Source organism: Citrobacter freundii complex sp. CFNIH9 (assembly GCF_002903305.1).
GTDB lineage: Bacteria > Pseudomonadota > Gammaproteobacteria > Enterobacterales > Enterobacteriaceae > Citrobacter > Citrobacter portucalensis.
Map to the genome: position 1 here is coordinate 2,996,835 of NZ_CP026238.1, position 25,463 is coordinate 3,022,297.

The 25,463-nt window shown below is 50.1% G+C and carries 28 protein-coding genes and 3 tRNA genes; 7 read left to right on the forward strand and 24 right to left on the reverse strand.

The features are described 5' to 3' along the window. Positions 1 to 5: 5 nt before the first annotated feature. The 5 genes from cheA to flhD form a co-directional block, all read right to left on the reverse strand. A complete protein-coding gene (gene cheA, locus C2U43_RS15345; protein WP_057068897.1) occupies positions 6 to 2,042 on the reverse strand; it encodes a chemotaxis protein CheA in 2,037 nt (678 codons plus the stop codon). A 4-nt stretch (positions 2,043 to 2,046) separates the two neighbouring features. After that, complete coding sequence (gene motB / locus C2U43_RS15350) at positions 2,047 to 2,976, reverse strand: flagellar motor protein MotB (protein ID WP_103285437.1); 930 nt, start codon at positions 2,974 to 2,976, stop codon at positions 2,047 to 2,049. Then, on the reverse strand, positions 2,973 to 3,860 hold the full coding sequence (gene motA / locus C2U43_RS15355) for a flagellar motor stator protein MotA (protein ID WP_003034628.1): 888 nt from the start codon (positions 3,858 to 3,860) through the stop codon (positions 2,973 to 2,975). Before motA ends, motB begins: the two co-directional genes overlap by 4 nt. A 124-nt stretch (positions 3,861 to 3,984) precedes the next feature. Beyond that, the gene (gene flhC, locus C2U43_RS15360; RefSeq protein WP_103285438.1) at positions 3,985 to 4,569 is read right to left on the reverse strand and encodes a flagellar transcriptional regulator FlhC; all 585 of its coding nucleotides are present in this window, start codon (positions 4,567 to 4,569) and stop codon (positions 3,985 to 3,987) included. Next, the gene (gene flhD / locus C2U43_RS15365; protein WP_003034622.1) at positions 4,566 to 4,907 is read right to left on the reverse strand and encodes a flagellar transcriptional regulator FlhD; all 342 of its coding nucleotides are present in this window, start codon (positions 4,905 to 4,907) and stop codon (positions 4,566 to 4,568) included. Before flhD ends, flhC begins: the two co-directional genes overlap by 4 nt. A gap of 793 nt (positions 4,908 to 5,700) precedes the next feature. On the opposite strand from flhD, the gene uspC reads away from it, so the two are divergent. Further along, entirely contained in the window at positions 5,701 to 6,129 is a 429-nt protein-coding gene (uspC, locus tag C2U43_RS15375; RefSeq protein WP_008785072.1) for a universal stress protein UspC, read from the forward strand. A 17-nt stretch (positions 6,130 to 6,146) separates the two neighbouring features. Here uspC and otsA read toward each other — a convergent pair whose 3' ends face one another. From otsA to C2U43_RS15410, 6 genes are all read right to left on the reverse strand, one after another. Next, positions 6,147 to 7,568, reverse strand: coding sequence for an alpha,alpha-trehalose-phosphate synthase (gene otsA / locus C2U43_RS15380; protein ID WP_008785073.1), 1,422 nt, complete (start codon positions 7,566 to 7,568; stop codon positions 6,147 to 6,149). Next, positions 7,543 to 8,346, reverse strand: coding sequence for a trehalose-phosphatase (otsB, locus tag C2U43_RS15385; RefSeq protein WP_008785074.1), 804 nt, complete (start codon positions 8,344 to 8,346; stop codon positions 7,543 to 7,545). The genes otsA and otsB overlap by 26 nt, the downstream gene beginning before the upstream one ends. A gap of 175 nt (positions 8,347 to 8,521) precedes the next feature. After that, positions 8,522 to 9,508: an L-arabinose ABC transporter permease AraH gene (araH, locus tag C2U43_RS15390; protein WP_008785075.1), complete on the reverse strand. Its 987-nt coding sequence runs from the start codon at positions 9,506 to 9,508 to the stop codon at positions 8,522 to 8,524. A gap of 14 nt (positions 9,509 to 9,522) precedes the next feature. Further along, complete coding sequence (araG, locus tag C2U43_RS15395; RefSeq protein WP_060683804.1) at positions 9,523 to 11,037, reverse strand: arabinose ABC transporter ATP-binding protein AraG; 1,515 nt, start codon at positions 11,035 to 11,037, stop codon at positions 9,523 to 9,525. Positions 11,038 to 11,169: 132 nt separating this feature from the next. Next, on the reverse strand, positions 11,170 to 12,159 hold the full coding sequence (locus C2U43_RS15400; RefSeq protein WP_003833897.1) for an arabinose ABC transporter substrate-binding protein: 990 nt from the start codon (positions 12,157 to 12,159) through the stop codon (positions 11,170 to 11,172). Between the two features lie 318 nt (positions 12,160 to 12,477). After that, the gene (locus C2U43_RS15410; RefSeq protein WP_103285999.1) at positions 12,478 to 13,035 is read right to left on the reverse strand and encodes a DJ-1/PfpI family protein; all 558 of its coding nucleotides are present in this window, start codon (positions 13,033 to 13,035) and stop codon (positions 12,478 to 12,480) included. Between the two features lie 553 nt (positions 13,036 to 13,588). Here C2U43_RS15410 and C2U43_RS15415 point away from each other — a divergent pair. Continuing rightward, entirely contained in the window at positions 13,589 to 14,092 is a 504-nt protein-coding gene (locus C2U43_RS15415; protein ID WP_003034597.1) for a non-heme ferritin-like protein, read from the forward strand. A 139-nt stretch (positions 14,093 to 14,231) separates the two neighbouring features. Here C2U43_RS15415 and C2U43_RS15420 read toward each other — a convergent pair whose 3' ends face one another. Then, positions 14,232 to 14,483: a DUF2766 family protein gene (locus C2U43_RS15420; RefSeq protein WP_003034595.1), complete on the reverse strand. Its 252-nt coding sequence runs from the start codon at positions 14,481 to 14,483 to the stop codon at positions 14,232 to 14,234. A 129-nt stretch (positions 14,484 to 14,612) separates the two neighbouring features. Here C2U43_RS15420 and C2U43_RS15425 point away from each other — a divergent pair, with 129 nt between their 5' ends. Next, positions 14,613 to 16,034, forward strand: a complete 1,422-nt coding sequence (locus tag C2U43_RS15425) for an MFS transporter (protein ID WP_103285439.1) — start codon at positions 14,613 to 14,615, stop codon at positions 16,032 to 16,034. A 33-nt stretch (positions 16,035 to 16,067) separates the two neighbouring features. On the opposite strand, the gene C2U43_RS15430 is transcribed toward C2U43_RS15425, so the two are convergent. Continuing rightward, a complete protein-coding gene (locus tag C2U43_RS15430) occupies positions 16,068 to 16,706 on the reverse strand; it encodes an RpiB/LacA/LacB family sugar-phosphate isomerase (RefSeq protein WP_003034591.1) in 639 nt (212 codons plus the stop codon). A gap of 267 nt (positions 16,707 to 16,973) precedes the next feature. On the opposite strand from C2U43_RS15430, the gene yecR reads away from it, so the two are divergent. Continuing rightward, positions 16,974 to 17,309: a YecR family lipoprotein gene (gene yecR / locus C2U43_RS15435; RefSeq protein ID WP_008785081.1), complete on the forward strand. Its 336-nt coding sequence runs from the start codon at positions 16,974 to 16,976 to the stop codon at positions 17,307 to 17,309. A gap of 194 nt (positions 17,310 to 17,503) precedes the next feature. Further along, positions 17,504 to 18,001 (forward strand): non-heme ferritin, encoded by a 498-nt coding sequence (ftnA, locus tag C2U43_RS15440; protein WP_003034588.1) that lies wholly within the window; start codon positions 17,504 to 17,506, stop codon positions 17,999 to 18,001. Positions 18,002 to 18,046: 45 nt separating this feature from the next. On the opposite strand, the gene C2U43_RS15445 is transcribed toward ftnA, so the two are convergent. After that, a complete protein-coding gene (locus tag C2U43_RS15445) occupies positions 18,047 to 18,286 on the reverse strand; it encodes a YecH family metal-binding protein (protein WP_003034586.1) in 240 nt (79 codons plus the stop codon). Between the two features lie 225 nt (positions 18,287 to 18,511). Between C2U43_RS15445 and tyrP the strand changes: the two genes are divergently transcribed. Next, positions 18,512 to 19,723, forward strand: a complete 1,212-nt coding sequence (tyrP, locus tag C2U43_RS15450) for a tyrosine transporter TyrP (protein ID WP_003833907.1) — start codon at positions 18,512 to 18,514, stop codon at positions 19,721 to 19,723. A gap of 26 nt (positions 19,724 to 19,749) precedes the next feature. Here the strand turns inward: tyrP and C2U43_RS15455 are convergent, their stop codons facing one another. The 6 genes from C2U43_RS15455 to C2U43_RS15480 form a co-directional block, all read right to left on the reverse strand. Beyond that, complete coding sequence (locus tag C2U43_RS15455; protein ID WP_103285440.1) at positions 19,750 to 20,415, reverse strand: YecA/YgfB family protein; 666 nt, start codon at positions 20,413 to 20,415, stop codon at positions 19,750 to 19,752. Positions 20,416 to 20,624: 209 nt separating this feature from the next. Next, positions 20,625 to 20,906, reverse strand: a complete 282-nt coding sequence (locus C2U43_RS15460; protein WP_003833910.1) for a heavy-metal-associated domain-containing protein — start codon at positions 20,904 to 20,906, stop codon at positions 20,625 to 20,627. Further along, the gene (locus C2U43_RS15465; RefSeq protein WP_003833912.1) at positions 20,903 to 21,259 is read right to left on the reverse strand and encodes a mercuric transporter MerT family protein; all 357 of its coding nucleotides are present in this window, start codon (positions 21,257 to 21,259) and stop codon (positions 20,903 to 20,905) included. Before C2U43_RS15465 ends, C2U43_RS15460 begins: the two co-directional genes overlap by 4 nt. After that, positions 21,237 to 22,379 (reverse strand): transglutaminase-like domain-containing protein, encoded by a 1,143-nt coding sequence (locus C2U43_RS15470; protein ID WP_103285441.1) that lies wholly within the window; start codon positions 22,377 to 22,379, stop codon positions 21,237 to 21,239. The genes C2U43_RS15465 and C2U43_RS15470 overlap by 23 nt, the downstream gene beginning before the upstream one ends. 208 nt (positions 22,380 to 22,587) lie before the next feature. Then, positions 22,588 to 23,058 (reverse strand): SRPBCC family protein, encoded by a 471-nt coding sequence (locus C2U43_RS15475; protein WP_103285442.1) that lies wholly within the window; start codon positions 23,056 to 23,058, stop codon positions 22,588 to 22,590. A gap of 13 nt (positions 23,059 to 23,071) precedes the next feature. Continuing rightward, the gene (locus tag C2U43_RS15480) at positions 23,072 to 23,761 is read right to left on the reverse strand and encodes a LolA family protein (protein WP_103285443.1); all 690 of its coding nucleotides are present in this window, start codon (positions 23,759 to 23,761) and stop codon (positions 23,072 to 23,074) included. Between the two features lie 204 nt (positions 23,762 to 23,965). Between C2U43_RS15480 and C2U43_RS15485 the strand changes: the two genes are divergently transcribed. Next, positions 23,966 to 24,283 carry a hypothetical protein gene (locus C2U43_RS15485; protein WP_103285444.1) on the forward strand — a complete coding sequence of 106 codons (318 nt, stop codon included), beginning with the start codon at positions 23,966 to 23,968 and terminating at the stop codon, positions 24,281 to 24,283. Positions 24,284 to 24,439: 156 nt separating this feature from the next. Here the strand turns inward: C2U43_RS15485 and C2U43_RS15490 are convergent. The 4 genes from C2U43_RS15490 to pgsA all read right to left on the reverse strand — a co-directional run bounded on the left by C2U43_RS15490 (position 24,440) and on the right by pgsA (position 25,439). After that, positions 24,440 to 24,526 (reverse strand) — tRNA-Leu (locus C2U43_RS15490). A gap of 12 nt (positions 24,527 to 24,538) precedes the next feature. Next, positions 24,539 to 24,612 (reverse strand) — tRNA-Cys (locus tag C2U43_RS15495). Positions 24,613 to 24,663: 51 nt separating this feature from the next. Next, positions 24,664 to 24,739: transfer RNA gene (locus tag C2U43_RS15500), tRNA-Gly, on the reverse strand. Between the two features lie 151 nt (positions 24,740 to 24,890). Continuing rightward, on the reverse strand, positions 24,891 to 25,439 hold the full coding sequence (gene pgsA, locus C2U43_RS15505; RefSeq protein ID WP_003030490.1) for a CDP-diacylglycerol--glycerol-3-phosphate 3-phosphatidyltransferase: 549 nt from the start codon (positions 25,437 to 25,439) through the stop codon (positions 24,891 to 24,893). Positions 25,440 to 25,463: the final 24 nt, after the last annotated feature.

Here is a 25,463-nt window from a genome sequence, read left to right on the forward strand (position 1 = left end):
CTCAATCAGGCGGCTGTGATCGCCACACGTTGTTCGCGGTTTAACCCCTGCAATGCAGAGACATCGACAATCAGCGCGACGCTGCCGTCGCCGAGGATCGTTGCAGCAGAAATACCTGGCACTTTGCGGTAGTTGCTTTCCAGGTTTTTGACCACTACCTGGTGTTGGCCAATTAACTGATCGACCAGCAGCGCATAGCGACGCCCTGCACTTTGTAAAATGACCACAATGCCCTGAGTCGCTTCAGTTTTAGCGCCTTCAACCTCAAAGACTTTCCACAACTCAACCAGTGGTAAATATTCGCCACGCACTTCCAGAACGCGCTCTCCTCCGGCCAGCGGATGGAGATCTTCTTCGCGCGGTTGCAGCGATTCCATAACGGCATTCAGTGGCAGAATGAAGACCTCATCGGCCACACGCACGGACATCCCGTCGAGGATCGCCAGCGTCAGCGGCAGCAGAATGCGAATAGTGGTCCCCTGTCCCTGTTTAGACTGGATCTCAACATGACCGCCCATCTCCTGGATATTTCGCTTCACCACATCCATACCCACGCCGCGTCCGGAAACATCCGTCACCTGTTCGGCGGTCGAAAAGCCTGGCGCGAAGATCAACATACCCACTTCGTCATCGCTCATGTTTTCGTGGATCGGCATGCCCTGAGAGACAGCTTTAGCCAGGATACGTTCGCGGTTCAGGCCAGCGCCATCATCGGTCACTTCAATACAAATATTCCCGCCCTGATGCTCCGCGGAAAGCGTCAGATTGCCGATTGGGCTTTTGCCGGATTCAAGGCGTTTTTCCGGCAGTTCGATACCATGGTCGAGGCTGTTACGCACCAGGTGCGTCAACGGATCGATGATGCGTTCAATCAGGCTCTTATCGAGTTCGGTTGAGCTACCTACCTGCGTCAGCTCGACCTGTTTACCCAGCTTACCGGCCAGATCGCGCACCAGACGAGGGAAACGGCTGAACACGTACTCCATTGGCATCATACGAATCGACATCACCGACTCTTGCAAATCTCGGGCGTTACGTTGTAACTGACCCATGCTGGTGATGAGATCGCCATGATTGACAGGATCCAGTTCGTTAGAGCGCTGGGCCAGCATCGACTGGGTGATCACCAACTCGCCAACCAGGTTAATAAGCTGATCAACCTTTTCAACCGCTACGCGGATACTGGTCGACTCGCTGGCGCGGGCGGGTTTTTCACGTTCCGCGCGGCTATGTGGTGCTTCACTGGCGGTAGCTTTCACCGCAGGTGCCACAGCAACCGGCTGCGGTTCAGTGACAACTGCCACCTCTTCAGCTTCAACTGCCACAGGCGCTGCGCTGACGGTTTCGAATTCAATTTGGTCAGCTTCAATGACAAAGCAAAGCACCGCGATGATGTCATCTTCTGCCAGGTTGCCATCAAGCGTTGCTGATAACGTGTCGCTTCCTTTTACCACATCGGTTAAGGTCGCCAGATTCCCCAGTTCCTCTTCCAGTAAATCCACTTCGCTGGCTTTCAGGCGCGAGAGAGTAATGCGTTTTTTGCTCTCTTCACTGGCGGGTTCAGGCTTTGCAACCGCCTCTTCCTGCATCGCGGCGCTGTCAACAACGCTAAGTTTTGCTGAGTTAACAACTGCCGGTGCGGTTTCACCTTTCGCTTCGAGCGCTAACTGCCGTAACGCCTGGCAGATGTACTCAAAACTGTCGGCATCAGGCTCCACTGAGCTTTTATAGGCGTCGAGCTGTTCCTGCATAATATCTTTCGTTTCCAAAAACAGGTTGATAATGTCGGCATTGAGCTGCATCTCGCCACGCCGCGCTTCATCCAGCAGGTTTTCCATCAGATGGGTCGTTTCCTGCAAAATGGTAAAGCCGAAGGTGCCCGCCCCGCCTTTAATCGAGTGCGCTGCACGAAAAATGGCATTCAGCTGTTCGGAATCCGGGGCTTCAGGAACCAAATCAAGCAGGTGTTGCTCCATATCAGCCAACAGTTCGTCAGCTTCATCAAAAAATGTCTGATAAAAATCGCTAATATCCATGCTCACGCTATCACCTCGGATTGGCTGGTGGCGATGTGGGAACGCTTACCGGCGGGAGTTCCGCTGGCCGTTGTAAGACACTTACCGGCTCATTCTGGCTTTCAGCGTTTTCATGCAAAATGGCCTCTTCTGCCTGCTTATTGAGAACCAGCAGGCTAATACGGCGGTTGATAGCGTCTTCAGGACCGCGATCGCTCAGACGCATCGTGGCGGCCATACCTACCACACGTAATACTTTTCCATCATCCAGACCGCCGCTAACCAGCTCGCGACGCGATGCATTTGCGCGATCGGCAGACAATTCCCAGTTGCTGTACCCTTTCTCACCATTCGCGTAAGGGTAATCATCCGTGTGACCGGAAAGGCTGATCCGGTTAGGGATCCCGTTGAGCACTGGAGCAATCGCGCGCAGGATATCGCGCATATACGGCTCAACGTCAGCGCTACCGGTCTTAAACATCGGGCGATTCTGACTGTCGATAATCTGTATCCGCAGCCCTTCCTGAACCAAATCAATCTTTAAATGCGGACGCAGCGCTCGCAGTTTGGGATCGGATTCAATCAGTTGATCGAGATCGCCGCGAAGTTTGCTCAAGCGGCTCTGTTCCATACGTTTTCTCAGGTCATCAATATTCGGCTGCTTGTTCACCTCGCCCTGCTGCTGGGTGTAATCATCCCCGCCGCCTGGAATCGGGCTTTGGCTATTCGAAATACGATTTCCCCCGGTCACTGCGGTGGCCAGCGGTGTACGGAAATATTCGGCAATCTGGATCAATTCTTTAGGGCTGGAAATAGAAATGAGCCACATCACCAGAAAGAAGGCCATCATCGCGGTCATAAAATCGGCGTAGGCGATTTTCCACGAGCCATGCGCCCCACCACCGTGATTCTTATGTTTGCGTCGCTTTACAACGATAATGGGATGGGCCTGATTTTTCATGCGTCCTCGGTCGTCTGTTGCGCAGTTGGATTTCTCACCGCACGAACATGTTCTTCCAGTTCGATAAACGAAGGACGTTCGCTGGAGTACAGTGTCTTACGACCAAATTCAACGGCAATCGGCGGCGCGTAACCATTCAGATTGGAGAGCAGCGTTATCTTCACGCACTGCATCATTTTGGTTGTTTCAGCGCTTTTCTGGCGCAGAACGCTGGCAAGCGGAGAAATAAATCCATAGGCCAGCAAAATACCGAGGAATGTTCCCACCATCGCATGCGCAATCAACGCACCCAGCTCTGCTGCCGGGCGATCGGCAGAAGCCAGCGCATGCACAACACCCATAACGGCCGCGACGATCCCGAATGCCGGTAGTGAGTCGCCGACCATCGCCAGACTATTCGCCGGGACTTCAGCCTCACTCTCATGAGTCTCAATTTCTTCGTCCATCAGCGCTTCAATTTCAAACGTATTCATGTTGCCGCTGATGATCAGGCGCAGATAATCGACAATAAAATCAAGCATTACCGCATCCGCAAGAATGCGCGGATAGCTGGCGAAGATTTCACTTTCTTTTGGGTTTTCGATGTCGCGCTCAAGCGAGAACATGCCCTGTTGACGTGACTTAGCCATCAGGCGATACAAGAGCGCCAGCAGATCCATATACATCGCTTTGGTGTATTTCGAACGACGGAAAAGCAACGGGATCGCTTTCATCGTCCCTTTGATGGCTTTCCCGTTATTGCCGACGATGAATGCCCCAATACCCGCACCACCGATAATCACCAGCTCAGCCGGTTGATAGAGTGCCCCAAGGTGTCCGCCGGTCATCATGTAACCGCCGAAAACTGTACCAATAACAACCAGGTAACCTAATAAGATAAGCACGACATCATCCTTTCGCAATTGACTATGACAGGATGCGCAGTCGGGCAATTAACGTAAGGTCAGGACAAAAAAAAGCAGCGGTAATCGCTTACCGCTGCTGGAGTGTTCATCCACACCGTATCAGTTAAACAGCCTGTTCGATCTGTTCATCCAGCAGTTGTGGAATAATATCGGCAGCATTCTGGGAAAGTTTACGTCTTTTTACGGCCCGTGATGGCGGTTGGCATAAACTACAGGCAAAGCTGCCTGCGGGTTGGTGTGCGTGGGTGATAAAATTCCCACCGCAGCAATTGCATTGGGACAACTCCAGCAATCCGCTGTCGACAAATCGCACCAGCGTCCACGCGCGGGTTAACGCCAACAATGGCCCTTCTTCAGGCTGCGGACACTGCTCAAGATATAACCGATACGCCTTGATCACGGCATCCACGCCGCTACAGAGACCCGTTTTGAGCAGGAATTGCCATGCATTGCAAAACATCGACGCATGAATATTTTGTTCCCACGTCATAAACCAGTCGGTGGAAAACGGGAGCATCCCTTTTGGCGGAGGACTACCGCGTAATTCTTTGTACAGCTTGATTAATCGACCACGGCTTAATTGCGTTTCGCTTTCCAGCATTTGCAAACGGGCGCCCAATGTGGTTAATTCCATTGCTAACTGGATATCACGCGCTTCCTGAACAATGCTTTTTTCGCTCATCATCAAGCCCTTTTCTTACGTGCTGCATCATCGATGTCGCTTAACAGGCGTGTTGAAAGCATGATACCAGTATGAATTTGCTGAAGATCGTCAACGCGGGAGTCTTGCGTCAGGCGAGTAACAGTCTGGTGATCGTCGAAACGGAAATGACATACCAGTTGGTTTGTTTCGGCCAGTTTGACCATTTGAGGAAGTGTTAATGTTGCCAACGTGTCCGCCATTTCCTCGCTGATACCAAGGCGAAACATCGCAGATGCTTTGTCCTGAACGATCAAACGCTGTGCAAGCAATAAATATGACAAATTGATGTCATAGATGTGTTTCAGCAACTCGGATGTATGCATTATTTGCATCCATAATAACCAACATTGTTTTCATGCGGTAAAACCGCACCCCGTGATGTCGCCGGGAAGGCCCGGTAAAAAAAAGCAAAAGGTCAAATACATAGCAGCGTGACGACACTTACGCGTTGTCTAAACATTCCCTTTTAAGAAGGCAGCGTCCCTTACAAGCTCACATCAATTCTTACAAATGTCTAAGATTTTTCCTAATTCGACGCAACTCTACCCGCCGTCAGTTACACATACAACGGAGGTATGCTGCGAATTTAAAGAATATGTGATCAAGATCACATAAACCAGCCAAACACTTAACATAAATCCATCAGCGTAGCTTTTACTTTGCTTATTTTTTAATCCGCCATCATCCATTTCAATTCCTGATGTACGAATATTCTTGCAATAAAAGCGAATAGTATTTTGTTCACATCCGTTAATATCACGCCGTGAAATAGCGAGCTGGATCACATATTTAACTCAAAAAACTTTTTTAATTAAATTCTTTAGAAACAATAAGTTAAATATTTAGAGTGATTAATTAATACCGCGATGTGACGACCTTGCAAATGTTAATATATGTTTAATTTTTATTAACACATTGTTTTCATTAGCGGTGGGTTTCACTTAAGTAACCTGAACATATCTGCAACTAATATGAATCGATTATTCTATTTATAAGAATAATTAATGAATAATCATGATGACATTCACACTATCGAGGCGGGAAACGTTGCAGTATGGGGTAAGCTGAGTAAAGCTGAAAAGCCCTCTCATAATTCTTGAAAAAAAGGAGCGAGTTATGAGCTATTCGCACATTCTTGTTGCTGTTGCCGCCACCCCTGAAAGTCAGCAGTTGTTAGACAAGGCGGTTTCTATCGCTCGCCCTGTCAACGCCCGAATTAGCCTGATTACACTGGTCTCAGACCCCGAACTGTATAACCAGTTTGCTGCCCCCATGCTGGAAGACCTGCGTGAAGTGATGCAAGAAGAGACTCAGGATTTTATCGACAAACTTAGCAAAGAAGCAGAATACCCCATTGAACATACCTTTATTACCTATGGGGCTCTGAATGAACATATCCTGGATGTATGCCGCAAACACGCCGTTGATCTGGTCATTTACGGCAACCATAACCACAGTTTTTTTTCGCGCGCATCCTGTTCAGCGAAAAGCGTGATTCATACCAGCCAGGTGGACGTTCTTCTGGTTCCGCTAGCTGGAGATTAATCCACAGCGCCACGACTTCATGCGAGTTTAGAACATGAAGAGATATTGTCTGGCAGTTGGCATTGACTCCGACGCGGCGTGACTGTTTTAAGATCGCAAATGAACGTCGCCTGCCAGTTGTCGATATCGTTTTTAACGATAGTCTCAAGCATTTCAGCGTGGCGCGAGATACGTTCGGTAAGTGGCATCGTCAGCGCCTGGTTTAATGCGCCTGCCACTTCATCCCGGTCATAAGGATTAACAATAAGCGCGGAGGTTAGCTCGTTCGCCGCCCCGGCAAATTGCGATAAAACCAGCACGCCAGGGTTAGCAGGATCCTGTGCGGCCACAAACTCTTTCGCCACCAGGTTCATACCATCGCGCAACGGGGTCACCAACCCTACATCAGAGTAGCGGAAGATCTTCATCAGCAATTTACGATCAAAATACTGGTTCAGATAGTAAAGCGGCGTCCAGCCCAGTTGCCCATATTTGCCGTTGATTCGCCCAGCCTCTGTTTCCAGTTGGTGGCGAATATCCTGATAGGCCTGCACCTCTTCACGCGAGGTCGGTGCTATCTGCGTATAGCGAATTTTACCGTGGTGCTGCGGATAATGTTCCAGTAAGGCCTCATAGGCCTGAAAGCGCTCCGGCAAGCCTTTGGAGTAATCCAGACGCTCCACGGAGAAAATATTCTGTACATTTTTAAGCTCCGCTTTTAGCTGTGCCAGTTTTGGTGGCAGCGGACCGGACGCCTGTCGAGCAATCTCATCCGGTTCAATACCGATGGGATAAACCTGAGTGCGAAACGCTTTTCCCCATGCCAGGTGCTGCTTATCTTTATGCGTGGACACCCGAGTCTGGGCTGCGAGACAGTCCAGAAAAGCCTGACGATCGTTTTCGGTCTGGAAACCAAGCAAATCAAAATCACACATTTGCTCAAGCAGCGCCAGATGTGGCGGGAGCGCATTAAAAATTTCCGGCGTCGGAAAAGGAATATGCAGGAAAAAACCGATGCGATTGCGCACGCCGCGCTTACGTAACTCGCAGGCAAACGGCAACAGATGGTAATCATGAACCCAAATAATGTCGTCATCGCCAAGCAACGGCAGAAGTTTATCTACCAGTAAGGCATTAACCCGTTGGTAACCTTCCCAGGCAGAGCGCTGAAACTGAACTAAATCCAATCGATAGTGAAACGCGGGCCATAAAACCGCATTTGAAAACTGGCAGTAATACTCTTCGTAATCTTGCTCACTCAAATTAAACGAGGCCCAGGTGATATTGCCACGGGTGACCTTTTTTAACGGTTTATCCTCATTACCTGTATCACCACTCCAGCCAAACCATAAACCACCAGCAGCTTTTAACGCGCCCAGTACACCGACCGCGAGCCCACCCGCGCTCCCTTTGTCATCTGGTGAGGCGATACGATTAGATACTACGACTAAACGACTCATAGCCACCTCTTCTGTTATTCGTTGCTTTCGGTTCTTGCTGCGAAGAGTTATTTTTCTCCAGCCAGTGCCAGACATCCCTGACACCATCCAGACGCCATGTTGCCTGCGTCGGCCCGCTCCCTACCTTTACAGAAATACCGCCAGCGCGGTTAACTACAGCAAACCCTGTTTCATCTGTCAGATCGTCACCGAAAAACACCGGGATCCGGCCAGCAAAAGGCGCTTCCTGCATAAATGCAGCTATCGCGTCGCCTTTATTACTGCCCTTAGGCTTTATTTCCACGACACATTTTCCGTGCTGCAGAGCAAGCTGCGGCCATTTGCGCGTGATGCGCTCAGCCAGGGTAACCAGCGCCGCTTCGTGTTCGGGTGCCTGGCGATAATGCAACGCGAAGGCCATGCCTTTGGTTTCAAGTGTTGCCCCCGGTAACATCACCAACGCTGCGTGTAATAACGCCCCGGCTTCACGTTCGATACCTTCAGGCAGGTTTACTATGTGCGTTTGACCATTGATGTCACGGCGTTCTGCCCCATGTACTCCGGCAAGCGGAAAACGAAACGGAGTAGTGAGTGCGTCAAGCTCAACCATTGAGCGCCCTGAAATCAATGCCAGCGCATCCGCATTCTGCGTCGCTAACTGATGTAGACATTGCAGGATTGTCTTAGGGACAACGACCTGGTCGGGAAAAGGTTTAATCTCAGCAAGTGTCCCATCGAGATCAAAAAAGTAAGCACAGTTTGCAGATTGTTCAGGGGGTAAAGTCAGTGATGCTGTCACCCGGTTATCCTCCTCATCATGATCAGAACGCCACGCGGATCGCGGCGTATAGATGATGTATGACGGATATAAGTATAGACAGTGTGACCATGCTCGCCATTTGAAAAAACAATCGCCAGCCGGGTAGCGGCTGGCGACGGGCAGAAGCTAGACTAAAAAGTTGGGGTTTAAATCATCAAACGGTACGCTTCGCTTTTTGCTTATAACGGTCGAAGATCACCGCCGCCAGCAGGATGAGGCCACGAACCACATACTGCGCGAACGGAGAGATATTCAGCAGGTTCATCGCATTCTCAACCGTCCCCAGGATCAACACCCCGGCCACCACATATGAGATTTTTCCGATGCCGCCTTTAAGCGAAACGCCCCCTAACACGCAGGCTGAAATCACGATCAACTCATAACCGATTGAGGTCATTGGCTGGCCGCTGGTCATACGCGATGCGAGGATAATCCCGGCAATGGCGGATACCAGACCGGAAAGAATAAAGATAATAATCTTGGTACGAACAACCGGAACCCCAGCCAGGCGCGCCGCCTCTTCATTGCCCCCAATGGCCAGCGTATTACGCCCAAACGTGGTTTTGTTCAGCAGTAAGCCAAAGACAATGAAACAAACGACCGTGATCCAAATAGGCGCCGGCAGACCAAACCAGTTAGCATAGCCGAGTGTGAAGAAACGCTCGTCTTCAATCCCGACTGCCTTACCGTCGGAGATAATATAGGCCAGACCACGTACAATCTGCATTGTCGCAAGAGTAGTGATCAGGGCGTTAATTTTTAACCGCGCAATCACGAAACCATTCACCAGACCACACAGAATACCGAGCAGCAGCCCGGCAGCCACGCCAATCCACAGACTTTCGGTCATGTTAATGACTACGGCAGTGGTAACACCAGCACAGGCAATTACAGACGCGACAGACAGGTCGAAATCACCGGATGCCAGGCAAAACAGCATCCCGCAGGCAACCATACCCGACATTGATACCGCCAGCCCTAACCCCTTCATGTTGATGAAAGTAGCAAAGTTTGGCACAAAGAGGGAACAAACCAGGAACAGCACGGCGAACACCACCAGCATGCCGTATTGGTCCCAAATGCGGCCCAGATTTAGCGCCGACTTCGTTGCGCCAGAACCCGATGTAGAAACGGAAGACATCATACTCTCCTTATTCAGGCTACAGCCTGGCTGACTTTAGGCATAGCAAGGCTCAACGCCTGGCGCTCATCCGCCTGTTCATGAAGTAACTCACCGGCAATTTCGCCTTCTCTCATCACCACAATACGGTCGGCGACACCGAGTACTTCTGGCAGGTCACTGGAAGCAAACAATACGGCCACACCGCGCGCTGCGAGGGCATAAATCACGTTGTAAATTTCATGCTTGGCGCCCACATCAATGCCGCGTGTAGGCTCATCCAACAAAATCACTTTCATCTCTTCCGATAACCAACGACCGAGAATAGCCTTCTGTTGATTACCGCCGGAGAGGTTCATGATCAGTTGCTCTGCACCCGGCGTTTTGATGTTGAGTGAACGAATATGGTGATCGGCATTGGTCTCTTCCCAGCCGTTGTTGATCACGCATCCCCCCAGAACATGCTTACGCCGTGCACTAATGTTGATGTTGTTGCGCACTGAATGGACCGGAATAATCCCTTCGGCTTTGCGATCCTCCGGGCACAGCATCATCCCCGCTTCAATGGCATGGCTTGGTTTACGGATATCGATAGGCTGTTCATCAATAAATACTTGGCCCGCCGTGATACGCGTACCGCCGAACAGCCCTTTCATTAATTCGCTACGTCCGGCCCCCACCAGGCCAAACAGCCCGACAATTTCACCGCTTCGCACGGATAAGCTGATTGGCGTACGCACGCCTGGAGCTTTGACTTCATGCAGCCGCAGACGCTCTGTGCCATACGGTCTGGATTTCCAGCCATAGATATCCCCGAGGTCGCGCCCGACCATCGCCTGCACCAGCGCATCGTGATCGACCTGCTGCATGTCCGTGAACGTTTTGACGTAATGACCATCTTTAAACACGGTGATGGCATCGCTGAGAGCAAAAATCTCCTCCATACGGTGCGAAACGTACAGAATGATGCGTCCTTCGTTGCGCAGCTCACGGATGACGCGAAACAGATTCTCAATCTCGCGAGCCGACAGGGAGCTGGTTGGTTCATCAAAGGCGATAATTTTGGCGTTTCGCGCCAGCGCTTTTGCAATCTCCACCATCTGCCACTGACCAATGGAGAGGTATTTCAGTGGGGTATCGGGATCGATATCCATCCCCAGATGCTTCAGCTGGATTCCTGCTTCATAGTTCAGCAGCGAGCGGTTCACAATCCCGCCTTTGTGCGGTAACTGCCCTAAGTAAATATTCTCGGCAACGGTCATTTCAGGGACGAGATGCAGTTCCTGATAAATAATGGCGACACCGGCGTTGAGTGCGGCAGTGGTATCCGCGAACGAAACTTCCTGTCCGCGGACCGTCAGAGATCCCGTTGTTGGCGCATAGTTACCGCTGAGAATTTTTAAGAGTGTTGATTTCCCGGCGCCATTTTCGCCCATCAGCGCATGCACCTGTCCGGCATAGCAGTCGAAACTGATATCCGTCAGCGCCTTAACGCCCGGGAACGTTTTGCCAATGCCGCGAAATGAGAGATACGGGGTAGACTGTTGCATAACGTCTCCGTGAGTCAGGATTTTACCGGCCTGGAAAACCGCCGGGCGTAGGCCCGGTAAGCACAGCGCCACCGGGCATTGCGCCGGAAGGCGGCTTCGCCTAATCCGGCCTACAACATCGCAGCACTTCTGTTACTTACCGCCTAAGCCTTTCTTCGCCAGCTCTTCTTTGAAGTTATCGCGGGTAATCAGCACCACATCTGTCACTTCAGTGAATGCCGGTGGCTCTGCACCTTTCGTTACCCAGTTGTAGAGCATTTCACTGGATTTGTAGCCGTGCACGTCCGGGCTTGGCAGCAGTGAACCGTAGAACCCGGTCGCTTCGCCTTTTGACAGTTCGCTCACCGCGTCAACGCCGTTGATCCCGATACCAATCACGTTTGGTGCTTTGAAGCCCTGCCCCTCGGTCGCACGTACGCCACCCAGCACGGTGTTGTCGTTCATGCCGACAATCAGCCAGTTTTTGACTTCAGGATGCTGAACCAGCATGGAGTTGGCGGCGTCAAATGCGCCGGGGATGTCATTCGATTTTGTTGGGACCTGGTAAATCTGTTTTTCCGGGAAGCCTGCGGCTTTAAGCGCTTCCATTGAACCAGAAGTACGACGACGTGCGGTATCCAGTTCGTTGGCGGTAATGGCCATTACGGCGGTGGATTTCACATCCCAACCGCGTTTTTGCATCTCTTTGTACAGCTCCTGGCCCTGGCGCTCACCAATTTTGGTTGCCGCCATCATCACCAGTGGCACGGTATCCATCGGCTTACCTTTGGCGTTGGCAAACTGGTCGTCGACGGCAATGACTTTCATATCGTAGCCGCGCGCCTTAGCCATAATGGCTGGCCCCAGTTTTGGGTCTGGCGTACAAATCACAAACCCTTTTGCTCCACTTGCAGCCAGGCTGTCGATGGCGTTAAGGGTTTTCTCACCATCCGGAACGGCAATTTTAATCACCTCAAAACCAAGGTCTTTACCGGCTTTATCGGCAAATTTCCATTCAGTCTGGAACCACGGTTCTTCCGGCTGTTTGACCAGGAAACCGAGCTTCATGGATTCAGCGATAGCGGATTGTGACATAATGGCCGCCAGACCGATGGCAGCCAGCGCTTTAGTGAATTTGTGCATGGTTAACTCCAGCTTTAACGTTCTTTTATGTAGGGTAAAATCAGACGATTTTTTGTAATTCGGACGTAAAACAAGGCATTACCTTTTATTGATAAGATCAATGCCAGTGCTGAGAGTATTTTTAGCGGGAAATTGATTCTCCATAAGAGAGCGGCATCACACCACAGAATTACAGTAATTGCGTACATAAATTCAGCGGGAAATGACATAAAAAAACGCGGTTTTGTCGACGGGAAAAAAGAGGGGTAGCAGATTAGTCCATAACATCAGCCAACGAATCCTTGTTCCCGAATACCGAAGCATTCGGGAGCACAATGATTACCATCTGTAATAAATGTGGTCAGCGTGATCGCGAACCGGAATGTCATCTTCCAGCAGACGCGCTGAAAGCGTGAAAGCAAAATCGAAAATATGCCCTAATCCTTTGCCGCTAATAAGGTTGCCATCTTCAACAACCGGCGCATCAATATATTCCCCATCCGCGACGTTTTGCCACAGATCTCCCGAACACACATAGCGACGCCCCTTCAGCAGGCCGTTGCCGCCCAGCACGCGCGCCGCCGCAGAACACACCGGGCAAATGAGTTTTCCTGCCTCGTCATGGCGAGCGATAAACTGGATGACAGCCTCACTGGCGGCAAGGTTAACGCTGCCCTGCGGCCCGCCGGGTAACACAACGGCATCATAAAGATCCGTCTGACGCGCAGCCAGCGTGCTGTCCGTCACCATCGGCACGTCATGGTAGCTCACCACCGCACGGGACTCGGCGCAGGCCATTGTTTCAACTTCGATCTGCAGGCGGCGCAGAATATCAATGGTAACAATGGCTTCCGCCTCTTCAAAACCAGGTGCCAGTAGCACGGCAACCTTTTTCATACACACTCCTCGATTTTTCCAAATACACCAAACAATAAATGTCGAATCATTCAGGCGCTTAACTTTATTAATTTCCACAAAACTGATCTGGCGCAAAAAATTAGCCAGCAAATAGCGTTCACCGACGCGGGTCAATGGTGAAATTTCTTCATCCGAAGACCAGATAATCATCTGGCGACAGACAATACCTGATTGTGAAATTCCATTTCGTGATATGAAACATCATTTCATTATCAATATTTCACTTTAATACTATAAATATCAATCTGTTATATTCACATCATTTATATGCACAAGCGGAAAAATCACTAATATTGCTATGACAATATGTAAAAAATCATAAATACGCAGATTTAAGGATTTTCTTATGTCGGGACTGGAGTTATGCTGAATCTCGATCGGGAGCGAATATAATTCGTGATCACTAAAGGACCGGCGGAACGGATTTATTCTGCTAACAGTTTTAATTGTACGTAGAGGTGACGTGTAGCGGCAGCCCGTTGCACTGACGTTAGTAACGTACATCCCCCTTTCTGGAAATAAGGATATTGATATGGCTGCAGTTGGAATTGTTCATAAACTCAACACACAAATGAACCTCGAGTTCTACGCATCGAATCTTTACCTGCATCTCAGTGAATGGTGCTACGAACACAGCCTGACTGGCACCGCAACCTTTCTACGCACTCAGGCGCAAGGTAACGTGACTCAAATGATGCGTATGTTTAATTTTATGAAAAGTGCCGGGGCTAACCCTATCGTCAAGGCTATCGATGTTCCGGGTGATGAACTAACTTCCCTTGAAGAACTGTTTCAGAAAACGCTGGATGAATACCAACAGCGTTACAGCAAGCTATCACGCTTAACCAATGAAGCAGAAGCCTTGAATGATGCAACAACCATTGATTTTCTTCACGATCTGGAAAAAGAGCAGCAGCAGGATGGCGTGCTGTTACAGACGATTCTTGATGAAGTCCGCAGCGCTAAACGTGCGGGACTGTGCATGGCGCAAACCGATAAGCACCTGCTGAACGTCGTGAACTATCAACATCACTAATCTTCAATTTTCATCGTGTTAATGCCGGATAACGATGCGACGCACCTTATCCGGCTGGTGCTTAATTTTCTCTACGCTCACGCCTCTCATTCTGCGAGGCGCAAAAAAACCTTTCTAAAACCTGAAACAACGGTTTATTTTAGTGAGATTCATTCTGCGGCGTGAATTTCAACTCGATCAAGGCAACCGCTTTTTGTATTGCGCGCATAGTGACCGGATCGGCACCTGCAGGATGGCTGGAAAAGTCGATGCTTTTCAGCTGGCTGGACATTTTCTCCCGAACTTCTACTGGGGCAATAACATCAAGAACATCCAGAATCTGCTTGATAACCAGCTGACAGGCAACAACGTCCGAGAGCAGTTCCTGATCGGCATTCAGTGTTTGGGACATAGTGAGCTCCTTATAGAAAGGTCGTCATAGTACCCATTCAACGAACGAAACGATAGCCGCGCATGCCTTCCGAATGCGCTGAAAATAAAAATAGTTCCAGTCAGTTTCTTTTGAGATGGCAAGCACAACATGAGTGAACATTTAGCGGTTGAGAACAAACGCGGTCTATCCCCGGCTGCATTACTTGTTGCCGGGGCTTTCTTTATGGAGTTTATTGACGGCACGGTGATTGCCACCGCACTGCCCGACATGGCGAAAAGTTTTGGCGTGCAGGCAGTTGACCTGAACATAGGTATCAGCGCCTATCTGATCACCCTCGCGGTACTGATCCCCGCCAGCGGCTGGATTGCGGATCGCTTCGGCGCCCGAAAGGTGTTTACCCTTGCACTGGCGATATTTACTTTCGCCTCGGTTTTATGCGGTTTGTCCGAAAGCCTTGAGAGCTTTGTCGCCATGCGAATCTTACAGGGTGTAGGTGGTGCGCTAATGGTTCCGGTTGGCCGACTCGCGGTATTACGAACCACGCCGAAACATCAGTTGATCACCGCTATTGCGACCCTGACCTGGCCCGCTTTAGTCGCGCCCATCATTGGCCCTCCCCTTGGAGGATTCATTACCAGCTATGCCAACTGGCGCTGGATCTTCTTCATTAATGTACCGCTCGGAATACTGGCGATTGCGCTGGCGCTACGTTTTATCCCGGATATTCATGACGACGAGCGCCGCCCATTTGATATAACGGGATTTATCGCAACCTCTGTTGCGATGGTGAGCCTGGTGTATGCCATGGAGTTACTGGGAACCCAACAGCCTCAGGGCTGGCTGACCGCCGGACTTTTGGCGCTAGGAACAGTGACCTTTCTGTTTGCCCTGCATCATTTTCGTCGCACCGCCTGGCCAATGATTCGCCTTGATGCCATGAACGTCCCTACTTTTCGCGTCACCATGTATGGCGGATCGCTGTTTCGTGCCTCTATCAGCGCCGTGCCGTTTCTGCTGCCGTTAATGTTTCAGGAAGGTTTTGGCATGAACGCTTTTCACGCGGGTTCGCTGGTGCTGGCGGTATTTGTCGGCAATCTGACGATTAAACCTGCCACCACCCCGTTGATACGCTGGCTGGGCTTTAAGAAGCTGCTGTTGATTAACGGTGCACTTAATGTTCTGGCGTTGCTGGCCTGTGCATTAATTACGCCGCAGACCCCCGTGTGGGTTATTTTGCTGGTGTTGTATCTGGGCGGTGTGTTCCGCTCAATTCAGTTTACCGGCGTCAGCACGCTTGCCTTCGCGGACGTCCCCGCTGCACAGATGAGCTACGCTAATACGCTGTTCAGTACGGCGACACAATTAGCAGTGGGATTGGGCATTTCTTTAGCCGCTATTGGCATCCGCATTGGTGATGTGGTCAGTGAAAGGCTGGCATTGGGCAATATTCCGGGGATCAGTTTCCGGCTGGCCTTTGTCGCTATTGCCATTATTTGTCTGGTAGGTATGGTGGATACGCTGCGGCTCACCCGTGATGCAGGAAGCGCAGTATCGAACAAGAACAGGTAGCCCGGAGGGTGAACGCCGCCGGGCTCACAGGATTTAGCCAATCACCTCGCGTACAAACGCTTCGATTGCTTTGTCCTGGCAGTTTTCAAAGAAGCACTGCTGGAAGCGCGGGCCTGATACAGCGGTTTTCACCAGTTCAGGATCGATCGCGCGCAGCGTGTCCAGATAATTTTCTTTTACCACAGCCGCTTTCACCTGATTCAGAATACCGGCATTACGCACCTGCGGCTCTTTACGCTCCGGTGGGTAGCCTTCGCCGTTACGCCCGGTGAACGCTTTTTCAAACATATAGCGCACATTCAGCTCAGCACCCCAGCCAAAACCTTTGGCGAATGCCAGAGAAAGCGCGTTGCCGTTGTTGATCTGAGAGAACAAGAACGCATCTGCAGGATCAAGGCAATAGCCACACACCACACCCGGATGGATATTCAGTGACATCATTGCCCCCTGGCCCGTACCGCAACCTGTAACAACAAAGTCTACAGCTTTGGAATTAAGCAGGATGCTGGCCATAATGCCTAAATGGATGTAGGTCAGATGATGATCATTTTCGTCGCTCATCCCAACGTTATAGACCGGAAAACCTTTCTCATCCGCAACGGCCTTAAGCTCGTTATGGATGATGGCGTTTTTGCTTGCCTGGCTGTTTTCCATCATCAATGCAATTTTCATTCTGTACTCTCCTGAATGCGCTGCGGTAGCCCGCTGAAAGTCATAACATTCAGCCACATTACTATTTTGCAATCACACTTTCAAATTTAATGAAATTTAGTTTTAAAAAATAAAATTGCGCTCACATTCCTGTCTGAACAGTTCAGAATTACCTCAAGCAAATGACCTCGTTGTGATTAATCGCAGGTGATCTTCGGGCTATTCAAGCCATTGATGAGGGTCTCTGTATGCCATGATAGTGTATCTTCGAACTTTCAGAGCGATCTCATGAAGACCTTTATCCTAGCGCTTTTGCCGCTCATGCTGACAGGATGCACAATTACAAAACAGGCACAGGTCAGCGAAGCCAGCGCCATCACTGGTGTGGTTCGCCTGACTTATAATCAGGCCATGTTACAAACAGCACGTACCGATGACTACGTTACCCAAGGGACAGCCACCAAAGAGTGTCAGCGCCTGGGCTATGCCAGCGCAGAAGCGTTTGGTCAGCCGGTGTCAACCTGTAGCGTGTATGCAGGCTCTCTGTGCTTAAATACCAAAATTACACTCGCCTGGCAGTGTCATGGTGTCGCGGTACCCCAATCACCTTCTTTCAATTATTAATATTTCCGACCAGCTCATTTTTGCTGGTCTTTTACCACTTTATTATTTATATCCTCCGTTTAATATCGTTAATGCGTTTTATTCCCATTCGCATTTTTAATAAATAAATTTATTATTTTACCTTTTGCAAATAATTAAATAACAAATTATAGTGGCGCCACGTCAATATATAATAACGTTTGTGGAGCAGAACCATGCTGAAAACAGAAATGATCGACCAACTGAATGAGCAAATGAATCTTGAATTATATTCATCTCTGCTCTACCAACAGATGAGCGCGTGGTGCAGCTATCACAGCTTCGAAGGTGCTGCCGCGTTTTTGCGCCGTCACGCCCAGGAAGAGATGACGCACATGCAGCGTCTGTTCGACTACCTGACCGATACCGGCAGCTTGCCGCGTATTAATACCGTTTCTTCACCCTTTGCTGAATATGCTTCTCTGGATGAACTGTTCCGTGTTACTTACGAACACGAGCAGCTGATTACCCAGAAAATTAATGAGCTGGCACACGCGGCAATGACCCACCAGGATTATCCAACCTTTAATTTCCTGCAATGGTATGTTGCCGAGCAGCATGAAGAAGAGAAATTATTTAAATCTGTTATTGATAAGCTGTCGCTGGCAGGAAAAAGCGGCGAAGGTCTTTATTTCATCGATAAAGAACTGGCTACGCTTGATACACAGAATTAACATTTTAGGGTAATGAAGGCAACCCGCCATCATTACCCCTTGAAATCAGTGACGGCAGATCTTGCTTTCGTGCGTAGAGAAGCCGTCTTCTTTTGCAATAAACTTTCCCTTCGCCGCTAAAAACGCCACCAACTCGCCTGCCGTCATATCCGCCGCAGAACAAGTGTGAAAACGCGCCTGCTCGCCGAAACGTGCCGTAATCGCCGCTTCAAGGCTGGCATTTGAATACTGCTCACCAGATTCAATCATCATGTTAAGCACTTCGTGACCGTGAATAGATTCCATATTACCTCCTTAATAAAGTCCGTAGCCTAATGTGAACAGCACATCGTCGCTTTGCGCTAACGCAGGTTTATCAGCAGATAAATGTCATTTGTTATACATCTTAATGGTCAAAAAATCGTAAACATTAATGTACAGTCATTGTAACGGTGATTTGACGAAAATAGCGTTTTGCCTTAATCTGCGCCGCAGATATAACCATTGATTATCTCTGGGACAGAGGAAAGCGTGAAAAACAGAACCCTGGGTAGTATTTTTATCGTGGCGGGAACCACGATTGGTGCCGGTATGTTGGCAATGCCGCTGGCTGCGGCAGGCGTGGGGTTTAGCGTCACGCTGGTATTGTTAGTCAGTCTTTGGGCGTTGATGTGCTACACCGCTCTGTTGCTGCTTGAAGTGTATCAACATGTCCCGGCAGACACCGGGCTGGGTACGCTGGCAAAACGTTATCTTGGTCGTTACGGACAATGGGTAACGGGCTTTAGCATGATGTTTTTAATGTATGCTCTGACGGCGGCGTACATCAGTGGTGCAGGTGAACTGCTGGCCTCCAGCATCAGCGACTGGACCGGAACAAATATATCCCCGACAACAGGCGTACTGCTGTTCACCTTTGTTGCCGGTGGCGTGGTTTGTGTTGGGACCTCGCTGGTCGATCTGTTCAACCGTCTGCTATTCAGTGCCAAGATAATCTTCCTGGTGGCGATGCTGGCTCTGTTAATGCCGCATATTCATAAAGTGAACCTGCTTACGCTGCCGCTGCAACAGGGGCTGGCGCTCTCCGCAATCCCGGTCATCTTCACCTCATTCGGTTTTCACGGCAGTGTTCCCAGTATCGTCAGCTATATGAACGGTAACATCCGTAAACTGCGTTGGGTGTTTATTACGGGTAGCGCTATTCCTCTGGTCGCCTATATCTTCTGGCAACTGGCGACGCTTGGTAGCATTAACTCGACAACATTCATGGGGCTTTTAGCTAATCACGCAGGCTTAAACGGCTTATTGCAGGCATTGCGTGAAGTCGTGGCTTCGCCGCACGTCGAACTGGCGGTGCATCTGTTTGCTGACCTCGCGCTGGCAACCTCTTTCCTCGGCGTTGCATTGGGATTATTTGACTACCTGGCCGACCTCTTCCAGCGCCGCAATACCGTAGCGGGAAGAATGCAAACCGGCGCGGTGACATTCCTGCCGCCGCTGGCATTCGCGCTGTTCTATCCGCGTGGTTTTGTCATGGCATTAGGGTATGCGGGCGTTGCCCTGGCGGTGCTGGCGCTGCTCATTCCCTCGATGCTGGCCTGGCAGAGCAGAAAACATAATCCGCAGGCCAACTACCGCGTAGCAGGCGGTGCTCCGGCGCTGGCGCTGGTATTTTTGTGCGGCATTGTGGTGATAGCAGTACAGTTTTCTATTGCAGCAGGATTACTACCAGAAGTGGGTTAAAACAAAGGGGCTTTCGCCCCTTTCTGTTAATGCAAACAGCACTGCTTATATTTCTTGCCGCTGCCACACGGACAAGGGTCATTGCGCCCTACTTTGGCATCCACTTTCACCGGTACTTTGACCGGCGTTTCATGAGGATGCGCCATCCAGTATGCATGCAGGTCCAGCGCTGCCAGGCGGATGGCATCCACGCTCTCTTCAAACGCTTCCGGCGTTAGTTTCTCAACCACCGCAAAGTTCTCTTCCGTACCGTGCAGCGCAATAGCTTCAAGTGCTGGTTTTAACGTGTCCGGTAACGCGGACCAGTCTGACAGTGCGACGCCGCGCATATAACCAAAGCACCACTCTTCAACGATGGTCAGTTCATGCTCGTCAATTTCACGCAAACCAAACAGCGGCTCAAACTGCTCAGGATATTCATCCAGACGATCGGCCGTATCCGCCATATGTTGAAACGCCAGGTTCATGAAACGCGTCATTTCTTTTTCGGAGGACCAGCGAGGGACATACTGCGCGCCGCCCCAAATTGCGACCAGCCACTGCTCTGGTTCAATTTCATACGGTGAACTCAGCACCGCCGTCAGCAAACCATCCAGTTCTGACACATCCAGAATAGCCTTGTCTGTATTGTACTTAGTCAGTACATCATCCAGCCATTCCAGTTCGCTCTCGTTTAATGGTCCCGTTTTCATAACGCTTTTCCTTAGTCAAAAAATCTTGCCTGTGATCATCCTACATGGCTGGAGGGATAACAGATAAAAATGGGCATATGCGGCATATAGCTGCCGCCTGTTCAGGTTAACAGGAAACGAGGGGAATTCCGGAAGTTAACGCACAAAAGAGAACACTAAGCCGCCGGGCATCATACCGGGAAAACACAATAAAACCACCCGTAGGTGGTTTACTGTTGTTCAATACGGTTGAGCGTTGCGGTATAGCCCGTTTTCGCTACCGCGTTAAGTAACGTATCGGTTGGGAAACCTTCTGGCACAATCGCTTCTGCTTGTCGGGTTTTTAGGGAGGATTTTGCTTTAATCACACCATCGGTTTCACGTAGCGCCTGATTGACCGAAATAACGCACAGCGAGCAAGTCATATTTTGTATATCCAGCACCACTTTTTGATTGGCCGCCTGAGCCCACAGCGGCAGCAACAAGCATGCAACTAATGTGAAGATTTTCATTCAAATACCTCATAAAACCAGGCAACGAGCGTTGGATAAAATAGCACCGGCAAAATCAACGCCAGCGCGCACCAGTAGAGAACGCGCGCTTGCTTCAACGTTAACCATCCGGAGCACCACAGCCGCCTGGAAAAATAGAGCCGCCAGAAGACGCGCAGTAATAAGCCCAATGACACCAGCATCAGGGGAATTCGCAAAAACTCAAACTGGGTGAAAACAGCAAAGCTCGCCGCCGAAATACCAAACAACAGATAGAGCAGCGGTCCAACGCAGCATAAGCCCGCGGTGACAGCAGCCGCAGCGGCCGTCAACAGGGTGAGTCCCGCCCCTTTAGCGTTGTTCTGTGGCGACATAGCTGTACGAGAACGCTTTAGGATCATAGAAATTGATCGGGTCACCATCGACTTCAGCGTAAGGATAGCCAAAGTTGTTCATGGCTCCCTGCTCCGTTGCTGGATACAGCTCGAAATCACGCCCGTAGTTAAATCCAACCCAGTTCATTTCCCAGTTACCAAACAGGTAAGTGTTTACCGCCTGGACATCGGCGTCCTGATGCGACTTTTTCTCTGCCAGACGCATTTTGGTCACATCAGCAGGATCGCACGGTAACCAGCCGTAACCGGCCAGATAGAATTCGGCGCGGCAATGTTGTCCGCCGCTCACATCGGCGACGCCTGCACTGTCTGCTTTGCCAAAAGCGCTTTTCGAGTAACGTTCGAGCTTATTGGCTTTGCCCAGACGGATGCCAAACAGTTCGCGCGCCGGAATGCCGCTGGCCCGCGCCAGAGCCACAAAAACGGAGCTCATGTCGGTGCATTTTCCTTTGAGCTTACCGCTTTTTAAGATCTCCGCCACATCCCCCGTGCCGCAGCCAATGACGTCGTTATCGCGCTCCATATGGCTACTCACCCACTCGTAAATCAGGCGCGCTTTTTTCAGCGGATCCTGCTCATTACCGGTGATTTTACGCGCAGTTTCCAGAACAAGCCCATCAACTGGGGTATGTGTCGTCGGCAGCAGGTACGGTTTTACATCCAGCGGATAAATAATCTGCTCCGGCGCTTGCCAGGTTTTCAGCGCGTCCTGCTTCAGCGGCTCCCAGTCGGCGGTTTCAATGTCGATATCAACGTTAATCAACAGTTCGCCCTGCGAGTCAGGCCAGGTGGCAAACAGAGTTTTCGCGCCATAAGTATTATTAGTGGTAACGTACGCCTGCTTATAGTTTCCGCTAAAGGCAAGCGCCGTCATTTGTTGAAACGCGGTATCTACCGGAAGCGGGATCCACAGTTTTACCACGCCGCTCGACCCCTTAGGAGGGTTAAGTTTATACGTCTGGGATAACACAAAGCGCCGACGCGCGACTGGTGCAACGGATGGCTCAGCGGCGTGAACCGTCTGGCTAATAACCGCAGGACCGACTAAACCGGCGGTGGAAAGGAGAACGCTATTTTTGAGAAATTGTCGACGTTGCATTGCTGTCTGTCCATGTTGTAAGAGTTGGGCTACGGCTAAGAAGGCAAAAACCGTATGCGATCATCACAGCAGACAGACGCTGGCATAAAAAGGTGAGCCGATGGAGGTTATTCATCAATAACAGACCTGTTAACTGTGAATGAAATAAGAAACTGCGCGACAGATAGTAAGCCATAGGCAGGCAAAAAGTACAGCCGTGAGAGCGAGTTCAGAATATATAAACATTCGTTGCCAGCTTACGGGCTAACCCTCTGGCCCCTTCGCGCATAACCATATCGTGATTCCAGCGAAAAACAGGTGCCGCCAGCGGAGCCAGGTAATTCATCCAGCGAATCGTGGTGCGAACATTCCAGTCATATCTGACGATAGTTTCTGCACCACTTGCAGAAAAAGACCACACGCCTCGCCCTTCAACCGCCCCGCTGGCTTGCCCCTCAAGCAGCGAGCAGGGCAGAATATTCAACACGTTGATGTCAAAGGTTAAGCGATAAGGAAGCGCTCCTTTCCAGGTATAACGATGCAGCGCCCCAATGCCCTGTGTATCACCTTTTTTAATCTCAACGATGCGTTCCAGACTTTCCCACCATTCTGGCCACTGATCGGGATGAGAAAAAACATCCCATACCTCCTGAATTGAAGCCTCAACCCGCCAGACGGTGGAAAACCGATAGTTAGCCATAATACAGACTCCCTCAAGGCGAGAAGAAATTGGCGGGAAAACGGATGTTAATGACCATAGCATCCAGAAGCACGGTTTCTAATCGCTGCCCATCTGGCGCATAGCTGATCACTTTGACAGGGAGTCCGTGATAATTATCCAGCCAGACGTCATAGCGGTGAACACCATCAACCGCCATTGTTCCTGGCCCAACCACAGATACGCGCGTCGTCGCCCGTCCTGCAAGGTTTTCATTACCAACTGTGGTCGTTGTCCCTTCGCGTTGCAGATGACGAATATTGCCCAACAACACGCCGATATCAGAGCGATCCACCCGATGACCGCGCTCATCCTGGATCAATGAATTAGTAGGCGACAGGTGCAAAATGGGCAACGTCCCCACACCAAATGGCCATAACGTCACTTTACCGCTGACAGGATTAAAGATAAGCACCGCACCTGAATGCGGTTGGGTAAAATCCATCCGCACATACCCAGGCTTTTGAAAGCTATAGCGAATAATTTTGCTTTCATCGGATGGCGACGAGGAGCGCATCATAACCTGATAAGACGTCAGGTTATTAAATGACTGTTGAGAAAACGCGATGGGATCCGTAGCCCTGGCATTCTGCGAAAAGATATCCCCTTCTTCCACCGAATATGCTGCACCACTAAAGGTAAGCAATGCTGCGAACATAACTATCGGAAAAGATGAAATGTTCATAGCAGCCCCCTGAATCAGCACTGTCTGCCAACAGAAGTAATCATCTGTTGGCTGTTTTTATTATAGTTCTTAACTGCGCGGCACTACTCTTCCGGACTTTTAAACACAGTATGGATAGCAGGTTTAAATTATTGGTTTTCTTTTCAGTTAAGATGACAACATAAAGCTATACTTTAATAGCCATGCTTTATATAGGTATTAATCATGAAACTGCCATCGGTATTTTCATGCGCCGTTCTCATATTACTGCTGCTGGCGTCATCGTCTGCCACAGCCAGCGCGTTACAAAACCAGGCTGTTAGAGAGCAAGAGTTGAGCGAGGCACTTCGAGCTGGTAATGGCGTGATCATCATTGGCGGGACAGATGATTTAGCTTTCACGTTCAGGGCACGAAACCGAATCCACAGACAGCTGGCGATACAGGATGGCTTTGGCGATCCCATCCTGATGAATGGTTTCCAGGATCACAACTATAATCCCGCCCGAGGGGGCTTTATGTTTAACGCGCCGATTCGGCGATAGATTGATTAGCAATAGTGAGTATATAGAGGGCAGTTTACGTTTCTGGCAGGTTGCTTGACGCAAGGAATCTATGCTTGTAAAAAACAGGCACAAAAAAACCACCCGTAGGTGGTTTCACGACACTGCTTATTGCTTTGATTATTCTGTTCTTTCCCATGGTACCCGGAGTGGGACTTGAACCCACACAGCGCGAACGCCGAGGGATTTTAAATCCCTTGTGTCTACCGATTCCACCATCCGGGCTCGGGAAGAAATTGGAGGCGCGTTCCGGAGTCGAACCGGACTAGACGGATTTGCAATCCGCTACATAACCGCTTTGCTAACGCGCCGAAATCTTCTGGCTTTACAGCCGACATCCGCTATTGCCGATGTCTTAAATTTGGAGCGGGAAACGAGACTCGAACTCGCGACCCCGACCTTGGCAAGGTCGTGCTCTACCAACTGAGCTATTCCCGCATCACCAAGTAAATTTGTTAATCACTTGATTTTGTTATCGTCTGGCAATCAGTGCTGCCGTTCGATGCGTTGCATTCTACTTACCTGACGCAATGAGTCAACGATATTTTTCACCACTGACGATCGTTTGCTGAAATTTGCGTCGAAACGATCACTGATCAAGCAAATCTCCACGTGCAGCGCTCAAATACTGGAACATTGACCACAAAGTCAGTATCGCGGCGACGAAGAAAAGTGCGATCCCAGCATACTCTACCCAGATATTTGGACGCCACAGCAGCCAGGCTAGTGCAGCCATTTGCGAAGTGGTTTTCACTTTACCGATCCAGGATACGGCTACGCTGCTGCGTTTACCCAGTTCGGCCATCCATTCACGCAGTGCAGAGATGATAATTTCACGCGCAATCATTGTTGCGGCAGGAAGCGTCACCCACCAGCTGTGGTAATGCTCTGTCACCAGGACCATCGCGATTGCCACCAGCACTTTATCAGCGACCGGATCGAGGAAGGCGCCAAAACGCGTGCTTTGGTTCCAGCGGCGCGCCAGAAAACCGTCAAACCAGTCAGTGACCGCTGCGATACAGAAGATCAGCGCACAAACAAAGGGAGCCCAGGTGAATGGCAGGTAAAAAGCCAATACAAAGAATGGGATCAGGATGACGCGAAACAGCGTGAGCAACGTAGGGATATTAAATTGCATATGACGGATAACTATCTGTTGTCA

Excerpts from the sequence above, each read along its gene's own strand:
- motB (WP_103285437.1), bottom strand. The coding sequence starts at position 2,976 with ATGAAAAATCAGGCCCATCCCATTATCGTTGTAAAGCGACGCAAACAT.
- flhD (WP_003034622.1), bottom strand. The coding sequence starts at position 4,907 with ATGCATACATCCGAGTTGCTGAAACACATCTATGACATCAATTTGTCA.
- uspC (WP_008785072.1), top strand. The coding sequence starts at position 5,701 with ATGAGCTATTCGCACATTCTTGTTGCTGTTGCCGCCACCCCTGAAAGT.
- otsA (WP_008785073.1), bottom strand. The coding sequence starts at position 7,568 with ATGAGTCGTTTAGTCGTAGTATCTAATCGTATCGCCTCACCAGATGAC.
- araH (WP_008785075.1), bottom strand. The coding sequence starts at position 9,508 with ATGTCTTCCGTTTCTACATCGGGTTCTGGCGCAACGAAGTCGGCGCTA.
- araG (WP_060683804.1), bottom strand. The coding sequence starts at position 11,037 with ATGCAACAGTCTACCCCGTATCTCTCATTTCGCGGCATTGGCAAAACG.
- C2U43_RS15400 (WP_003833897.1), bottom strand. The coding sequence starts at position 12,159 with ATGCACAAATTCACTAAAGCGCTGGCTGCCATCGGTCTGGCGGCCATT.
- C2U43_RS15410 (WP_103285999.1), bottom strand. The coding sequence starts at position 13,035 with ATGAAAAAGGTTGCCGTGCTACTGGCACCTGGTTTTGAAGAGGCGGAA.
- C2U43_RS15415 (WP_003034597.1), top strand. The coding sequence starts at position 13,589 with ATGGCTGCAGTTGGAATTGTTCATAAACTCAACACACAAATGAACCTC.
- C2U43_RS15420 (WP_003034595.1), bottom strand. The coding sequence starts at position 14,483 with ATGTCCCAAACACTGAATGCCGATCAGGAACTGCTCTCGGACGTTGTT.
- C2U43_RS15425 (WP_103285439.1), top strand. The coding sequence starts at position 14,613 with ATGAGTGAACATTTAGCGGTTGAGAACAAACGCGGTCTATCCCCGGCT.
- C2U43_RS15430 (WP_003034591.1), bottom strand. The coding sequence starts at position 16,706 with ATGAAAATTGCATTGATGATGGAAAACAGCCAGGCAAGCAAAAACGCC.
- yecR (WP_008785081.1), top strand. The coding sequence starts at position 16,974 with ATGAAGACCTTTATCCTAGCGCTTTTGCCGCTCATGCTGACAGGATGC.
- ftnA (WP_003034588.1), top strand. The coding sequence starts at position 17,504 with ATGCTGAAAACAGAAATGATCGACCAACTGAATGAGCAAATGAATCTT.
- C2U43_RS15445 (WP_003034586.1), bottom strand. The coding sequence starts at position 18,286 with ATGGAATCTATTCACGGTCACGAAGTGCTTAACATGATGATTGAATCT.
- C2U43_RS15455 (WP_103285440.1), bottom strand. The coding sequence starts at position 20,415 with ATGAAAACGGGACCATTAAACGAGAGCGAACTGGAATGGCTGGATGAT.
- C2U43_RS15460 (WP_003833910.1), bottom strand. The coding sequence starts at position 20,906 with ATGAAAATCTTCACATTAGTTGCATGCTTGTTGCTGCCGCTGTGGGCT.
- C2U43_RS15465 (WP_003833912.1), bottom strand. The coding sequence starts at position 21,259 with ATGTCGCCACAGAACAACGCTAAAGGGGCGGGACTCACCCTGTTGACG.
- C2U43_RS15470 (WP_103285441.1), bottom strand. The coding sequence starts at position 22,379 with ATGCAACGTCGACAATTTCTCAAAAATAGCGTTCTCCTTTCCACCGCC.
- C2U43_RS15475 (WP_103285442.1), bottom strand. The coding sequence starts at position 23,058 with ATGGCTAACTATCGGTTTTCCACCGTCTGGCGGGTTGAGGCTTCAATT.
- C2U43_RS15480 (WP_103285443.1), bottom strand. The coding sequence starts at position 23,761 with ATGAACATTTCATCTTTTCCGATAGTTATGTTCGCAGCATTGCTTACC.
- C2U43_RS15485 (WP_103285444.1), top strand. The coding sequence starts at position 23,966 with ATGAAACTGCCATCGGTATTTTCATGCGCCGTTCTCATATTACTGCTG.
- pgsA (WP_003030490.1), bottom strand. The coding sequence starts at position 25,439 with ATGCAATTTAATATCCCTACGTTGCTCACGCTGTTTCGCGTCATCCTG.